The following is a 14983-nucleotide window of genomic DNA, read 5'->3' on the forward strand; positions in this document are numbered from 1 at the left end:
TTGCGTAAGTAAATACTTACATATAACTTTATGTAAGTATTTACTTACGCATTATGATAACTACACGCAGAGACGTATTCCAAGCTATAGCCGACCCAACCCGCAGACAGATCATCAATCTGATTGCCCATCAGCCCCTGAACCTGAACGCCATTGCTGATAACTTTGACGTGAGCCGGCCTGCCATATCGCAGCATATTAAAATTTTAATTGAATGCGGACTTATCGACGTTAAAAAAAATGGACGCGAACGCTATTGCGAAGCCAAACTCGGCCAGCTTAACGAAGTTGCCCAATGGATTGAGCAATACCGGAAAAGCTGGGATGAACGATTTGATAAAATGGATGACCTGCTGGCGCGTTTACAAAAGGAAAATAAAAACACAGATGAACAACAATAAAACCGATACCAATAATAGCCATGAAAAAGAATCAAACCACCATCGCTGCCGTACCCGGCAAACAGGAAATTATTATCACCCGTGAATTTGAGGCTCCGCGTGAGCTTGTTTTTAAAGCTTATTCCGATCCCGAACTGATGTTGCAATGGCTGGGCGGCCAGTGTAACCTCACCATGCGGATAGAAAAGTTTGAAGCCCGTGCCGGTGGCTCATACCGCTATATTCATACCGACCCGGCTGGCAACGAACATGGCTTTCACGGCGTTTGTCATGACCATACCTTCCCTGAAAGAATTATTCAAACATTTGAGTTTGAAGGTTTGCCCGAAGCTGGCCATGTAGCCATGGAAACTACCAAATTTGAAGCTTTACCTGACAACCGCACGAGGGTAACTACCCAATCTGTATTTCAATCAGTTGCCGATCGTGACGGTATGCTGCAATCAGGAATGGAGCAAGGAGTTAATGACTCACACGAACGCCTGGAAGAGTTGCTTGCAACCATTGCGGTATAGGGAGGTCAAAAAAACAAAGAGGCATACATTGGAATGTATACCTCTTTGTTTTTTGCTTTACTTGTGTTATCGAAAAGAGAGTGACATATCTGCTTTAGAAAGAGCTGCTTCCATCAGCTCAATATAACAATTGATCATACGGATACCTTTCAACGTGAATAGTTTTTACCTCATTGTATAACAGGGTTCTGAACTCATCAACGTTTTCTTTTTTAGTAGCAGATATGAATATGGCAGGGCTGTTATTTTTAGCCATCCAGCTATGCTTAAAATCATCAAGTGTAAGCGGTTCTGCTTGTTGCTCAATCTGATGCTGCTCGGGCTTAAAGGCATCTATCTTATTAAATACGGTGATTATCCTTTTATCAATAGCACCAATATCTTTCAGCGTTTCATTAACCGTATGTATCTGATCTTCAAAGTTAGGGTGCGAAATATCAACCACGTGAACCAATATATCGGCCTCACGTACTTCATCCAGGGTAGATTTAAAGCACTCTACCAAGTGATGAGGAAGTTTGCGGATAAACCCAACAGTATCCGATAACAAGAAGGGAACATTTTCAATCACTACTTTCCTTACTGTGGTATCCAAAGTAGCGAAAAGCTTATTTTCTGCAAATACCTCAGATTTGGATATCATGTTCATGATAGTTGATTTACCTACGTTGGTATAACCAACTAATGCGGCACGTACCATCTGGTTGCGGTTTTTCCGCTGGGTTTCGTTTTGCTTGTCAATCTGCCTTAATCTTTCTTTAAGCAGAGCTATTTTGTTCAGGATCAAACGCCTGTCGGTCTCAATTTGCGATTCACCCGGGCCGCGCATACCAATACCACCCTTTTGGCGCTCAAGGTGAGTCCATAAACGGGTAAGGCGCGGTAATAAATATTGTAACTGTGCCAACTCAACCTGGGTCTTAGCCTGAGCTGTTTGTGCTCTATTGGCAAAAATATCTAATATCAGGTTATTGCGGTCAAGCACCTTTACCTGCAGTTCGCGTTCAATATTACGTAATTGCGATGGTGATAGCCCATCGTCAAAAACAACCATATCAATTTCCTCTGCGGTTACATAGGCCTTAATATCTTCCAGCTTTCCCGACCCTACAAAAGTTGCCCTATCTGGCCTCTGCAGTTTTTGGGTAAAGCTTTTTACAGTTTCACCACCGGCTGTGGCTACCAAAAATTCCAACTCCTCTAAATACTCCTTCTCCTGCTCTTCTGTTTCATTCGCGGTTATTACACCAACTAAAACAGCCTTTTCCTGCTTCACAGCAGTATCATAAAATTTTTGTTTCATTAATTAAGTATTATCAATCCAGATGCCAGTTCAACATATGGCATGTACAACACATTTATTAATGCCAAAATTACATAAAAGCAAACTTATATTTCTATATACCTGCAAGGCTGTCAAACAATTGCGCTTGCTTATAGAATAATATTTTTTCTTCAGGCAACTGCTACCTACGACAATAAATAGATATTGTTTTAATTATTTTTATTTTATATCTGCTTATTGTAAATTTAGTACCTGATTTAAACTATTATTTATTAAACCTTATCACATGAATAAAACTTTTACCCTCCTATTTCTGGGGTGTTTAGCATTCGGGGCAAATGCTCAAACTACCATCCAAACCCCAACAGCACAGGCTTTTGGCAAAATTGACCAAAGCGATCTCGAGCTTAAAGGATGCGAATTTGAAAAGGATGCCAATGCGGAAATCCTTTTTGATAAGGCTGGCGTTTATTTTGATACAAATTATAATATTGTAACAGACAGGCACAAACGTATCAAGATTTTTAATGACAATGGTAAATCTGAGGCCAACATCCGCATTGAATATTACAGTGCCAACCGGATAGAAAATATATCAGGACTGCAGGCAGAAACTATTAACTCAAACAATGGCATACCCGAAATTACCAAAATAGATAAAAAACAGATATTTACCGAAATAGTTGATAAATACCGCTCGGCTATAGTTTTTTCTTTCCCTAATGTAAAACCGGGCTCTGTTATTGAATTTAAATATCATTTAACTTCAACGTCTATTGGTGATTTCCCTGACTGGTATTTTCAGAGTCACTTACCTACACGCTACAGCGAATTAGGCACCAACATTCCGGATGTTTTAGATTATAAAAGGCTGGAAAATGTGCATTACCCATATGTGGTTGATAAAACCAATTCGTCAAACATGCACATACAGGCACTGGTTAATATCCCTTCACTGCATGATGAACCTTTTATGGGTTCACGCGATGATAACTCTGAACGTATATTGTTCCAGCTGGTAAGTATAAAACCTACAATGGGAATGATACATACATTTTCTGATACATGGAACAAAGTTGGCCAAAACTGGGCAGATGATGATGATTTCGGAGGGCAGATAAACCGCAAACTAAACGGCGAAGAGGCTATTATCAGTAAAGCTAAAAGCTTAAAAACCGACGATGAAAAAATTGCTTACGTATTTAACACAGTTAAAAACACGCTGAAATGGGATGAGTATAATGCCCGCTATGCCAATGATGGTACAGTAAAAGTATGGGAAAAGAAGATTGGTAATTCGGCAGAAATTAACCTTATACTTACGCATTTGCTTAAAAAATCAGGGATAAAGGCATACCCGATGCTGGTAAGTACACATAACCATGGCCGTGTTAACCCAGCCTACCCTAATTCATATCAGTTTAACAGTACCGTAGCTTACATTCCGGTTGATAGCAATAAATATTATGTACTTGATGCCTCCAATAAATACAACATTTATAATCAGGTACCCACCAACTTTTTAAACTCGTTTGGTTTAAGCGTTAACAAAGACGACAAGATTTATGAACTTAAATTTTTAGACGACCAGGCCCCTGTAAGGCAGGTGGTACTCATCAATGCCGAAATAAAGCCTGATGGAAAAATGAATGGTTTAGCCGATATCAGCAGCTTTAGTTATAACCGCATCAACTACATCAAAAAATATAAAACGGATGGCGAGAAAAAATATCTCGATTATATACGAGATGATAACAACAATTTAAAAATAGCAGCAGTTGCTTTTGAAAATATGGAGGTTGATACCCTACCGCTCAGGCAAAAAATGGATTTTAACCTCGACCTGACCGGCTCAGATGATAACTATATTTACTTCAACTCCAACCTGTTTACGGATCTGAAAAAAAATCCGTTTCTAAACGAAAACAGAGTAACCGATATTGATTTCGGATACAAGGATAATTACTCCATAACCGGAATTTTTAAACTTCCTGCTGGTTTCAAGGTAGATGCCTTACCCAAAAACATCACGATGATGATTCCTGATAAGAGCATTGTTTTCAGACGAATGGTAGCCGAGCAGGATGGCTCGCTTATGATACGCCTGACTGTTGATTTTAAACAATCCATGTACTTTAAGGAAAACTATCCCGAGTTTCGTGAATTTTATAAAAAGATGTACGAGATGCTTAATGAACAAGTAGTGCTCAAAAAATCATAATATCCGTATGTTTATCAAAAACTTTAAAAGGCTGTTGTTAATCATAACGGCCTTATTTGCCTTCTGTAGCCAAGGCTATAGTCAGGACAAAACCATACCCAAGGAACTTTATATTGCTTCAACCATTCCTGATTCATTAAAGCAGGATGCAAATGTTGTAATACGCTATGAGCTACGCGAAACCACAATAAAAGATGCGGGCAAGCAAATAACCAAAGAACACAGTATTGTAACTATCCTGAACGACAAGGGCGACAATGATGCGATACTCGAACTATTCTATAACCGCAAGTATGATTCATATAGCAATATCGAAATGAACATTTACAATGCCGAAGGTGTTCTGATCAAAAAATATCATAAAAGCGACCTATACGATGGCTCTGCCGCCGGAGATGAAACCATGGTAACCGATGAACGCTATTTGTATAAAAAACATGCCATAGCTACATATCCAACAACGGTAGAAATGGTATATGAAGAAGATGAAAGCAGTTTTATCGGCCTTAATAGCTGGTATGTGCAAGATAAAATGGAGCAAGCCATACAGAATGAGTACTGCAAAATTTCCGTAAACCCTGCGATTGGATTTCGATACAAGGCTAAAAACACTCACTTTAAGCCAGAGAAAGGCAACGCAGATGGATTTGATACTTATACATGGACGGTTAAAAATCTGAAAGCGATAAAAAAAGAGGAAAATGTGATGCCATGGAACATTCAATCAAAAATATCTTTCGCAATCGACCTCTTTAATTGTTATGGGTACCAGGGCAATTTTAACAATTGGCAAGCTTTTGGCAATTGGATAAAATCATTGAATGATGATGTATGTACGCTCAGTCCTGAGCGCACGGCCGAAATAAAAAAGATGACTGACACCATTAAAAACGATAAAGAGAAAGCACGCTTTTTGTACAACTACATGCAAAAAAGCATGCGCTATGTAGGCATTCAATTAGGTATAGGTGGCTTTAAGCCCTTTCCGGCAACTTTTGTTGATCAAAAAAAATATGGCGATTGTAAAGCACTATCTAATTATATGCGGGCATTACTCAGCGCGGTTAATATCCCCTCTAATTATGCAATTATCAGAGCGGGTTATAATGAAGAACCGGCCGACTTAGCATTTCCTGCTAATTCATTTAATCATGCTATATTATGTATTCCTTTCAAAAATGACACCACATGGCTTGAATGCACAAGCAATACTACTGCATTTGGCAAACTTGGCCCATTCACAGAAAATCGGAATGCTTTACTTATTACCGATGAAGGCGGCAAGCTGGTTAACACTCCTAAGAGTTCACCAATTGATAACCAGTTTAACAGTTATGTTCATCTTACCCTTGATGCCGATGGTGGAGCCAAAGCACAGATCAAGATTTCAAGCAATGGTCAATACCGCAGCATGTTTGTTGATAGGCTGCCTACTTATAAAACAGACGAACAAAAAGAATATCTTATTAAAGAATTGCATATTAAGCAGCCTTCCGTTTTTGAATATTCTCCGGCAGATGACAAGGATGGGATGAAAGATGTAACTATTGAAATGCAGTATGATAAATTTTGTGATATAGCTACTGGTGATAAACAATTTTATAAGCCACAGGCATTTTTACTTTGGTCTGCCACTTTACCGGCCGAGGAAAAACGCAGATCAGATTATTATTTTGAAACTCCTATGCTCAAAACCTGCACAACCACCATTGAACTACCCGCCGGCTTTGAAGTGGAAACATTACCAACAGACCAAAGCCTAAAATTTACCTATGGCAGCTATGAAGTGAGGTACAAGTACGATGCAATCAAGAATCAGGTAATAAGTACGGCTAAATTTAATCTCACTAATCAGGTAATCCCGGCGGCAAAATATACCGAGTTACAGGTTTATCTGGACGCAGTAGCCAAAGCCCAAAATAAAAAACTGGTGATTCACCACAAAGCGTAAATTTGCGCCTGATGATATTCAGGCTCGACGAACGATTAATATTTCCTGAGCCCGATCTGGCAGAACCAGACGGGCTTTTGGCTGTTGGCGGCGACCTATCAACCCATCGATTATTACTGGCCTACCAAAACGGTATCTTTCCCTGGTATAGTGATGATTCGCCCATACTGTGGTATTCCCCACATGAACGTTTTGTACTATATCCTCAGGAATTAAAAATATCAAAATCCATGAAACAGGTGTTGCGCTCGGGCAAGTTCAGCGTAACCGCTGATACCTGTTTTAACGAAGTGATCAAAGCCTGCTCAACCGTACCACGCGAAGGTCAGGATGGCACCTGGATAACCGATGATATGATAGCGGCCTACAATAAACTGCATACTGAAGGTTACGCCCATTCTGTTGAGGTATGGCAGAACCAGGAATTGGTTGGCGGCTTTTATGGCGTACAGGCTGGTCGTGTTTTTTGCGGCGAAAGTATGTTTAGCCGTGTTAGTAATGCCTCCAAAACCGCACTTATTTATCTTTGTCAAAACAGCCAATTTGAACTGATAGACTGCCAGGTACACACCGATCACCTGGAATCAATGGGTGCCCGGATGATAAGTCGTGAACAATACATGACTGTTTTACAATCCGGCCTAAGCCGGTAAATACTCCCCTTTAAAAATTCACATAAGCTTTCGGCCTATGGTCTTCCGCTTTTAGCTACTATATAATTACCTTTGAGGCGTGCAGCAAGCAAACACCAAAGAACGTATTATTTTAGGCATCGACCCAGGTACGGCCGTTATGGGCTATGGCCTGGTTAAAGAAACCGGCCCCAAAATTGAACTCATTGCCCTCGGCGTGGTGAAGATGAACGTAGCTGATGACCACATGTTGAAGCTGCAGCGCATATTTGAAAAAACAGTAGCCCTTATTGATAACTACCACCCTGATTGTTTGGCAATTGAAGCCCCCTTTTATGGTAAAAACATACAGGTAATGCTAAAACTGGGCAGGGCGCAGGGTGTAGCCATGGCAGCGGCACTATCCCGCAATGTGGAAATAACAGAATATGCTCCCCGTAAAATAAAACAATCTATAACGGGTAATGGTAATGCCACTAAAGAGCAAGTAGCGGCCATGCTGCAGAGCTTATTAAAATTCACCGAAACCCCTGATTTTTTAGATGCTACGGATGGGCTGGCTGTTGCCGTTTGTCATTCCTTTCAGCGCATAAGCACGGGCAGTAAATCAGGCTCGGGCAGTAAAAAATCATACTCCGGCTGGGATACCTTTGTTAAAGATAACGCGAAAAGGATAGTGAAGTAGATGTGGGAATGTGCAAATATGAAGATGTGCAGGTGATTCTGATCTGTTTTATTATGACAAAACGGTTATTAACTCATCTGCACATTTACACATCCGCATATCAATTCCTTATTCTCTAAATGCTGTTTTGATCTTATCGCGTGTAGCGCTCAGTTGCTCAGGAGTGAAACTTAATTTGGGGCGGGCAAAGTTCATATCGTCAACCCGGTTCATGGGTATCAGGTGAATGTGGGCATGAGGAACTTCCAAACCAATCACGGCTACCCCCACCTTGATGCAAGGAACTGCTTTTTTAAGCGCGGTAGCCACAATTTTGGCGAAGATCTGCATACCGGTGTAGGTTTCATCATCAAGGTCAAAAATATAATCAACCTCTTTTTTGGGTATTACCAGCACATGGCCCTCTGCAAGCGGATTAATATCCAGAAAAGCCAAAAACTCATTACTTTCAGCTACTACATATGCAGGTATCTCTCCTGCTATTATTTTTGAAAATATGGTCATTTTTAAAATTTTAAGTTATGAGTAATGAGCAATAATTTGTGAGTTTTGAGTTATGTTGAAAGCCTATTAGCTTATTAAGAAAACTCAAAACTCACTACCCAAGCTATCTACTGATCTCCAGTATTTCAAATTCAATTTTACCTGCAGGTACGGTAATCTCGGTAGTTTCGCCAACCTTTTTACCTAACAGCCCTTTCGCAATAGGCGATGTTACTGATATCTTTCCTGATTTCATATCGGCTTCACTTTCAGATACCAGCTGGTAACTCATAGTGGCCCCGTTTTTCAGGTTCTTTATTTTTACTATAGATAAGGCAAGCACCTTTGACACGTCAATTTTTGACTCGTCAAGCAAACGTGCATTAGCCAGGGTTTCCTGCATCTGGGCAATTTTAGCCTCGTGCAAACCCTGTGCTTCCTTAGCCGCGTCATATTCGGCGTTTTCTGACAAATCGCCTTTATCCCGGGCTTCGGCTATTGCTTTTGATATATCTGCACGTCCGGTTGTTTTTAACCTTTGTAATTCTTCTTTTAATTTTTCTAAACCATCTTTGGTAAAGTATGATACCTCTGCCATAACACTTTAATTATTTAATTATCATTCTGCCTGGTCATCCAAAAAAAACCGCCCCCCTTGTTTTAAGAAGGACGCTATGACCATAAAAAACAAACAAGACTATATGGGCTGGGCCTACATAGTCTTGTTTCTGTATTTAACGAAGATAAGAGATTTAAATTTTAATATCCAAATTTATTAACTGCTGATTTTGACCGTTGATTTTTTTGATGGCGCTGATTTCGTTGATTTTTTTGTCTGAATCACGATTTATTGAACTAAGTGAAATTCCAAATCCTAAAGGAAATTCTAATAACTAAATCCTAAACCCTAACTTGGTTACTCACTACTCACTACTCAAACAGCAACCAGCTTCTCTGCCATCACTTCGCTTATTTTGCGGTACGAGTCAAACGTCCACCCGGCAACGTGCGGGCTCAGCAGTACTTTACCACTTTGGCGTAATTCATCAAACCAGGTTTGTTCTGCCAGGGCCGGAAATTTTTCAACCTCCAGTACATCCAGTCCTGCGCCTAATATTTTGCCTTCTTTAATAGCATTTAAAACAGCGCTTACTTTTGCAGTTTTCCCACGGGATGTATTGATAAAGAAAATAGGCTTTTTAAAATGAAACAGGTACTCATCATCAACAAGTCCATTGGTTTCGGGTGTTAGCGGAATATGCAGACTTAGCACATCACTGTGCTTAACAATATCCTCCATGCTTACTTCGCGGGCATACCTGTCGCTAAAACCTGTTTTATACTTGTCGTAAGCAATAACATCAACCTGAAAACCTGATAATTTGCGGGCAAAGCTATGCCCCATGTGCCCATAGCCGATGATACCCACCGTTTTTCCTTTAAGTTCATAGCCACGGTTTGCTTCGCGTTGCCATTTGCCGTCGCGAATCTCCGCATCGCCGCGGTTAAAGTTGTTCATTAAGGATAGCAGCAAACCTACAGCATGCTCACCAACTGCATCTGAATTACCTTCGGGTGCGTTAATGAGTTCAATACCCTTTTCTGCAGCATAGGCCTCATCAATATTATCCATTCCGGCACCGGCACGGGCCACAAAACGCAGATTTGCACCCGCGTCAAATACCTGTTTATCAACCCTGAATTTCGACCGGATAACCAACCCGGCGTATTCTCCTATTATTTGCAGGGCTTCGGCAGCCGTTATAAGGGGTTTGTAATCGCAATGATAGCCTTTGGCCTCGGCCATTTCCATAAATATGGGATGCACATCATCAACAATAAGAATATTATTTTTCAATGTATTTTTTTTATTAAAAGGCGAATTTACAAAACCACAAGCTATTAACCTGCCGGGGTTTACGATAATGAATAATTTTTACGCTTTAAATATATTTGTTCAGCAACATTATCAATCATTTATGGAAAACTTACAAAAGCAGGTCAGGATATTAAAAATATATGCAGCCATTTTAACATTGATTTTATTAGTATTTATCGGCATTGTGCTGAAACAAGGCAGCAATCCAGATCATTTTAAACACATTACCGCCGAGCGAATTGATATTGTTGACCCTACCGGCAAGATACGTATGGCTATCAGTAACCGGGAGCGTCAGCATCCGGGCACCATTGGTGGAAAAGAATTACCAAAACGCGACCGCCCCGCCGGTATGATATTTTTTAATGATGACGGCGATGAATGCGGCGGATTGGTTTATGACGGCGACAAGAAAAGCGCCAGTATGACTTATTCGATAGATCAGTACCAGAACGACCAGATTATGCAGATCCAATATAGCCAGGATAAGGATAATGGCTGCCTAAAACGCAGCTATGGTTTAAAGCTTTGGGATAAGTATGATAGCTTTCCATCGGCCAGGGTAGTAAAGTATGTTGATTCATTAAGCAAATTGAATGACACTGCGGCATACAACTCTGGTATTAAAAAACTACAGCAGCCCGGTGTAATAACTGCCGAACGGCTTTTTGTAGGCAAAAACGGCCAGGGCGAAGTAGGTTTGTTTTTATGCGACGACAAAGGCAAACCCCGTTTAAGGATTTTCATTAACGCTCAAAACCAACCTGTTATTCAAATGCTCAATGATAAAGGCGAAATAGTGGCATCTAAATAAAACTGGCACGGGAATAGCATTAAGTTATTTGGAGAGAAGCTCGCCTTGCTCTAAATAACTTAATCAGAAGGTAATGAAACTCATTAAATTCAAAAAACTGGGCTCCGATATAAAACTACAAGCCACAAAGCTTGCTGATAGTGGCTTTAAACGGATATTTGATCATATTGATCAGCTTAAGATCAAAAAAGGAGTTGATACACTGGGGCTCGATAAATTTATTAACCAGTGTGCATGTATGGCAGCGGGCTCGGGAGCTATATCGGGTAGCGGTGGCATGATAACTCTTGTTGCCGGTACGCCTATTGATTTTGTAAACCTGATAACCCAGCAGTTCAGAGCAACCATGGCAATTATGTACTATAACAAGGGCAGTTACCATATCACGTATGAAGAATTTATGGCGCTGGTGGCTACATCTTTAAAAGTTGAAGCGGGTGTTGCCTTATCCAAAACTATGATGGAAGGTATAGCCGAAAAAATGCTTATGATATTAGGTACACGAACCGCCGAGCGCTTGGTACCTGTAGTAGGGGCTGTAATTGGAGGCACTACCAATTACCTGTTCATCAAGCGCATGGCCGATCAGGTTAAGAAGATGCAGGGCGACCCTATTGTGATACAGGTAAGCTAAATTTTAGATATAAAATTACCTGTTAGCCGCTACCTCATTGGTAAGCTTCACAAAATCATCAACACTCAGGCGCTCAGCGCGCAGATCAAGTGTGGCGTTATCGGTCATTTTTTCTTTGTTAATAAGCGAAGAAATAGCATTGCGCAGGGTTTTGCGCCTTTGATTAAAACCTGCCTTCACAATTTGCCAAAACAGTTTTTCATCACAGTTTAATGTTTCGGCATCATTACGGGTAAGTCTGATCACTGCTGAAAGTACCTTAGGCGGTGGGTTAAAAACACCTGCCTTTACCGTAAATAAATACTCCACCTTGTAATAAGCCTGCAAAAACACACTTAGTATGCCGTATTCTTTGCTGCCGGGCTTGGCCGAGCAGCGTTCGGCTACTTCTTTTTGAAACATGCCCACTACCTCAACCACCTGCTGGCGGTTATCCAGTATCTTGAAAAGAATTTGCGATGATATATTATAAGGGAAGTTGCCTATGATAGCGAAGGGACTGTCAAACACACCTGAAAAATCCATTTCCAAAAAATCGGCATTAATGAGGCGCTTGCCCAACTGCGGGTATTTTTTTTGCAGAAACTGGAATGATTCCTCATCAATATCTATTAAAGATGTTTCATACTCCGTTTTTTGCAGCAAAAAATCAGATAGCACACCCATACCCGGCCCAACCTCAAGTACATGGTTATACCTGCCGGCCGGTTTCAGGCTATCCACAATTTTAGCGGCAATATTTTTGTCAGTAAGAAAGTGTTGCCCTAAGTGTTTTTTTGCCCTAACCAATGTCATTATTAATCAAATATATGAGCAAATTAAGGCATATTTGTTCTTTATTCGGGAACTATAAGCTTAAAATCTTTTATTTGCAGTAAAAAAAGCCAAAAGTTTAAAGCTAAAAGCCGAAATCAGAGGCTTTAGTTCGATATAAAAAAAATTAAAATCAGATACCGGTTATCATCATTGCTATCACTTGTAAAACCGGTTTAATATAAATAAAGACATGAGCGAAAAAATTAAAGTTGGGATAAGCATTGGTGATGTAAATGGTATTGGTTTGGAGATAATTTTAAAAACCCTGGCCGATAGTCACATTTATGATTATTGCACACCTATTGTTTATGGCCATACTAAAGTAGCCTCATTTCACCGCCGTGCAACCAGCATCAACGAGCTTAACTTTCACGTTATCAGTGATGCATCACAGGCTCAGTATAAAAAACCCAACATGATTAATTGCTGGGAAGAGGATGTAAAAATTGAGCTCGGCTCTGTTACCGAAGCTGGCGGCAAATACGCGTTCCTTTCTTTAGAACGCGCCACCGCTGATTTGAAAGAAGGCCGTATTGACGCGCTGATAACTGCGCCTATCAATAAGGATAATATACAGAACGATCAGTTTAAATTTCCTGGTCATACCGAGTATTTACAGGAACGTGATGGCGCAGCCGAATCGCTGATGTTTTTAGTAAGCGATACCCTGCGTGTGGGTGTTGTTACGGGCCATATACCCATTTCAAAAGTTGCCGAAAGCATCACTCTTGAAAAAATAGTGGCCAAGCTTAAGTTAATGAACCACAGCTTGCAAAATGATTTTTGGATACGTAAACCCAAAATTGCGGTGCTGGGCCTAAATCCACACGCCAGCGATAACGGCCTTATAGGCAGCGAAGAAAAAGAAACTATTATACCGGCTATTGAAGAGGCCCGCAACAATGACATCCTGGCCTTTGGCCCCTACCCTGCCGATGGCTTTTTTGCCAACGGTACTTACTTACAGTTTGACGCTGTACTTGCTATGTATCATGACCAAGGGCTAATCCCGTTTAAACAGATAGCATTTGAGTCGGGAGTTAACTTTACAGCGGGTTTAAACTTTGTGCGTACCTCGCCCGATCATGGAACGGCCTATGATATTGCCGGTAAAAACATCGCATCAGAAATATCATTCCGTGAGGCATTATTCACTGCTATACACATTGTAAAACATCGTCGCGAAACTTTAGAACTTAATGAAAACCCGCTGGTATTTACCAAACTAAGCCGCGACAGAGACTAAATATAAAGTCTGTAATAATAATGTTTCAATTTAATTAACGTTAGATCAAAACATTTGTACAGATAATGCATTTACAAGTTTAATGAATGATTTTTTTAGTCGTGTCCGCTCCATTGACGCCTTTCGTGCTGTAACGATGTTCCTGATGATATTTGTGAATGACCTTGATGGCATTCCGAATACTCCCAACTGGCTTAAACATGCAGGCGAAAACGTTGATGCTTTAGGGCTCGCCGATACTATATTCCCTGCATTTTTATTTATAGTAGGTTTATCCATCCCGTTCGCGTTTCAAAACAGGTTAAAAAGCGGCAATTACAAATTACTATCACGCATAGTTAGTCGCTCATTCGCGCTCATATTTATTGGTTTTTATCATGCCAATATGGAAACCTATAATGAAACTACCTCTATTTTACCCAAGCCAGTTTGGGAAAGCCTGGTAACGTTCAGCTTTTTCTTCATATTTTTAGATTACAGCAAAGAAACCACCAAGCTCAAACGCTACCTGCTGCAGGGCTTTGGCGTAGCCTTGCTCATAGCCATGTCTGTACTATATAAAACCAGCGATCCGGGGCATACCTGGCTGCATTTTACGTGGTGGGGCATATTGGGGCTCATTGGCTGGTCGTACCTGGTTTGTGCTTTGATATATTACTACTCAAGCGGGCATTTATGGATCCAGGCCACGGCATGGATATTCTTCATGTTTTTCAACATCGATTTCCACTTCGGCTTTCTTGATTTTTTAAGCGGACTTCAAAAATATGTGTGGATTGCCGGTAACGGCGCCATGCAGGCCTTTACTATGGCAGGCGTGTTTGTGTCGGTATTATACATGCGCCTTAAAGTGAACAATGAACTTAAATTACTGTGGGCAGCACTTATACTCATTGCCATTATTATGTTCAATATGGGCTTTATTGTACGTTATTTCAGCGGTGGTATATCCAAGGCGCGCGACACCCCTTCATGGGTGCTCATTTGTACAGGTATAAGCCTTATTGCGTATGCCATATTTATTTTCGTGGTTGATTTTAAGCATAAGTACAACTGGTTTAAGATCATTGAACCGGCGGGTACCAATACATTTACGTGCTATATTGTGCCTTTTCTGTTTTACCCGATGTACGAAATGACCAACATAGGCTATCCCGAATACCTGAGCCAGGGCACTGGCGGCCTCATAAAATGTATAGTATTTGCTTTTGTAATGGTTTGGCTCACAGGTTTGCTTGATAAAATAAACATCAGGCTGAAGATATAAGGCGTCAGAGAATTTTTTCGCTTACTGACAACAGCCTTATCAAATAAATCCGGAGTCATTCAGATAATAAATGCCCACTTAACAAAACATCAAAAACTAAGTGACCATTACCGTATTTGGTATATATTTGCACACTGGTTATTAGAAACGAATT

At 40.5% G+C, this 14983-nt stretch carries 15 protein-coding genes; 10 read left to right on the forward strand and 5 right to left on the reverse strand.

Annotated elements, in window-relative coordinates; genetic code table 11:
• Nucleotides 1-53: 53 nt before the first annotated feature.
• Together QWZ01_RS19245 and QWZ01_RS19250 are read left to right on the forward strand one after the other, a co-directional pair.
• Nucleotides 54-401 (forward strand): ArsR/SmtB family transcription factor, encoded by a 348-nt coding sequence (locus QWZ01_RS19245; RefSeq protein ID WP_290326148.1) that lies wholly within the window; start codon nt 54-56, stop codon nt 399-401.
• A 20-nt stretch (nt 402-421) separates the two neighbouring features.
• A complete protein-coding gene (locus QWZ01_RS19250) occupies nt 422-916 on the forward strand; it encodes an SRPBCC family protein (RefSeq protein ID WP_290326150.1) in 495 nt (164 codons plus the stop codon).
• A 118-nt stretch (nt 917-1034) separates the two neighbouring features.
• On the opposite strand, the gene hflX is transcribed toward QWZ01_RS19250, so the two are convergent.
• Nucleotides 1035-2219, reverse strand: a complete 1185-nt coding sequence (gene hflX, locus QWZ01_RS19255; RefSeq protein ID WP_290326152.1) for a GTPase HflX — start codon at nt 2217-2219, stop codon at nt 1035-1037.
• Between the two features lie 268 nt (nt 2220-2487).
• Here hflX and QWZ01_RS19260 point away from each other — a divergent pair, with 268 nt between their 5' ends.
• From QWZ01_RS19260 to ruvC, 4 genes are all read left to right on the forward strand, one after another.
• Complete coding sequence (locus tag QWZ01_RS19260) at nt 2488-4422, forward strand: DUF3857 domain-containing protein (RefSeq protein ID WP_290326154.1); 1935 nt, start codon at nt 2488-2490, stop codon at nt 4420-4422.
• Nucleotides 4423-4429: 7 nt separating this feature from the next.
• Entirely contained in the window at nt 4430-6373 is a 1944-nt protein-coding gene (locus tag QWZ01_RS19265) for a DUF3857 domain-containing protein (protein ID WP_290326156.1), read from the forward strand.
• Nucleotides 6374-6384: 11 nt separating this feature from the next.
• Nucleotides 6385-7026 (forward strand): leucyl/phenylalanyl-tRNA--protein transferase, encoded by a 642-nt coding sequence (gene aat, locus QWZ01_RS19270; RefSeq protein ID WP_290326158.1) that lies wholly within the window; start codon nt 6385-6387, stop codon nt 7024-7026.
• A 79-nt stretch (nt 7027-7105) separates the two neighbouring features.
• Nucleotides 7106-7690 (forward strand): crossover junction endodeoxyribonuclease RuvC, encoded by a 585-nt coding sequence (ruvC, locus tag QWZ01_RS19275; RefSeq protein ID WP_290326160.1) that lies wholly within the window; start codon nt 7106-7108, stop codon nt 7688-7690.
• 108 nt (nt 7691-7798) lie between these two features.
• On the opposite strand, the gene QWZ01_RS19280 is transcribed toward ruvC, so the two are convergent.
• From QWZ01_RS19280 to QWZ01_RS19290, 3 genes are all read right to left on the reverse strand, one after another.
• Complete coding sequence (locus tag QWZ01_RS19280; protein WP_290326163.1) at nt 7799-8194, reverse strand: HIT family protein; 396 nt, start codon at nt 8192-8194, stop codon at nt 7799-7801.
• Between the two features lie 103 nt (nt 8195-8297).
• A complete protein-coding gene (greA, locus tag QWZ01_RS19285) occupies nt 8298-8771 on the reverse strand; it encodes a transcription elongation factor GreA (RefSeq protein WP_290326164.1) in 474 nt (157 codons plus the stop codon).
• A gap of 336 nt (nt 8772-9107) precedes the next feature.
• Complete coding sequence (locus QWZ01_RS19290) at nt 9108-10031, reverse strand: 2-hydroxyacid dehydrogenase (RefSeq protein WP_290326166.1); 924 nt, start codon at nt 10029-10031, stop codon at nt 9108-9110.
• Between the two features lie 121 nt (nt 10032-10152).
• Here QWZ01_RS19290 and QWZ01_RS19295 point away from each other — a divergent pair, with 121 nt between their 5' ends.
• The gene (locus QWZ01_RS19295) at nt 10153-10866 is read left to right on the forward strand and encodes a hypothetical protein (protein ID WP_290326168.1); all 714 of its coding nucleotides are present in this window, start codon (nt 10153-10155) and stop codon (nt 10864-10866) included.
• Between the two features lie 73 nt (nt 10867-10939).
• Nucleotides 10940-11500, forward strand: coding sequence for a hypothetical protein (locus tag QWZ01_RS19300; protein ID WP_290326170.1), 561 nt, complete (start codon nt 10940-10942; stop codon nt 11498-11500).
• A gap of 15 nt (nt 11501-11515) precedes the next feature.
• Here the strand turns inward: QWZ01_RS19300 and rsmA are convergent, their stop codons facing one another.
• Nucleotides 11516-12295, reverse strand: a complete 780-nt coding sequence (gene rsmA / locus QWZ01_RS19305; RefSeq protein WP_290326172.1) for a 16S rRNA (adenine(1518)-N(6)/adenine(1519)-N(6))-dimethyltransferase RsmA — start codon at nt 12293-12295, stop codon at nt 11516-11518.
• A gap of 211 nt (nt 12296-12506) precedes the next feature.
• Between rsmA and pdxA the strand changes: the two genes are divergently transcribed.
• Complete coding sequence (gene pdxA, locus QWZ01_RS19310) at nt 12507-13562, forward strand: 4-hydroxythreonine-4-phosphate dehydrogenase PdxA (RefSeq protein ID WP_290326174.1); 1056 nt, start codon at nt 12507-12509, stop codon at nt 13560-13562.
• 82 nt (nt 13563-13644) lie between these two features.
• Nucleotides 13645-14829 carry a DUF5009 domain-containing protein gene (locus QWZ01_RS19315; protein ID WP_290326176.1) on the forward strand — a complete coding sequence of 395 codons (1185 nt, stop codon included), beginning with the start codon at nt 13645-13647 and terminating at the stop codon, nt 14827-14829.
• Nucleotides 14830-14983: the final 154 nt, after the last annotated feature.

The organism is Mucilaginibacter aquaedulcis, from assembly GCF_030409325.1.
GTDB classification, from domain to species: Bacteria; Bacteroidota; Bacteroidia; order Sphingobacteriales; family Sphingobacteriaceae; genus Mucilaginibacter; species Mucilaginibacter aquaedulcis.

What these genes read in the sequence shown, in the direction of transcription:
- QWZ01_RS19245 (WP_290326148.1), top strand. Translation starts at nt 54, where the DNA reads ATGATAACTACACGCAGAGACGTATTCCAAGCTATAGCCGACCCAACC.
- QWZ01_RS19250 (WP_290326150.1), top strand. Translation starts at nt 422, where the DNA reads ATGAAAAAGAATCAAACCACCATCGCTGCCGTACCCGGCAAACAGGAA.
- aat (WP_290326158.1), top strand. Translation starts at nt 6,385, where the DNA reads ATGATATTCAGGCTCGACGAACGATTAATATTTCCTGAGCCCGATCTG.
- rsmA (WP_290326172.1), bottom strand. Translation starts at nt 12,295, where the DNA reads ATGACATTGGTTAGGGCAAAAAAACACTTAGGGCAACACTTTCTTACT.
- QWZ01_RS19300 (WP_290326170.1), top strand. Translation starts at nt 10,940, where the DNA reads ATGAAACTCATTAAATTCAAAAAACTGGGCTCCGATATAAAACTACAA.
- pdxA (WP_290326174.1), top strand. Translation starts at nt 12,507, where the DNA reads ATGAGCGAAAAAATTAAAGTTGGGATAAGCATTGGTGATGTAAATGGT.
- QWZ01_RS19260 (WP_290326154.1), top strand. Translation starts at nt 2,488, where the DNA reads ATGAATAAAACTTTTACCCTCCTATTTCTGGGGTGTTTAGCATTCGGG.
- greA (WP_290326164.1), bottom strand. Translation starts at nt 8,771, where the DNA reads ATGGCAGAGGTATCATACTTTACCAAAGATGGTTTAGAAAAATTAAAA.
- QWZ01_RS19315 (WP_290326176.1), top strand. Translation starts at nt 13,645, where the DNA reads ATGAATGATTTTTTTAGTCGTGTCCGCTCCATTGACGCCTTTCGTGCT.
- QWZ01_RS19295 (WP_290326168.1), top strand. Translation starts at nt 10,153, where the DNA reads ATGGAAAACTTACAAAAGCAGGTCAGGATATTAAAAATATATGCAGCC.
- QWZ01_RS19280 (WP_290326163.1), bottom strand. Translation starts at nt 8,194, where the DNA reads ATGACCATATTTTCAAAAATAATAGCAGGAGAGATACCTGCATATGTA.
- hflX (WP_290326152.1), bottom strand. Translation starts at nt 2,219, where the DNA reads ATGAAACAAAAATTTTATGATACTGCTGTGAAGCAGGAAAAGGCTGTT.
- QWZ01_RS19265 (WP_290326156.1), top strand. Translation starts at nt 4,430, where the DNA reads ATGTTTATCAAAAACTTTAAAAGGCTGTTGTTAATCATAACGGCCTTA.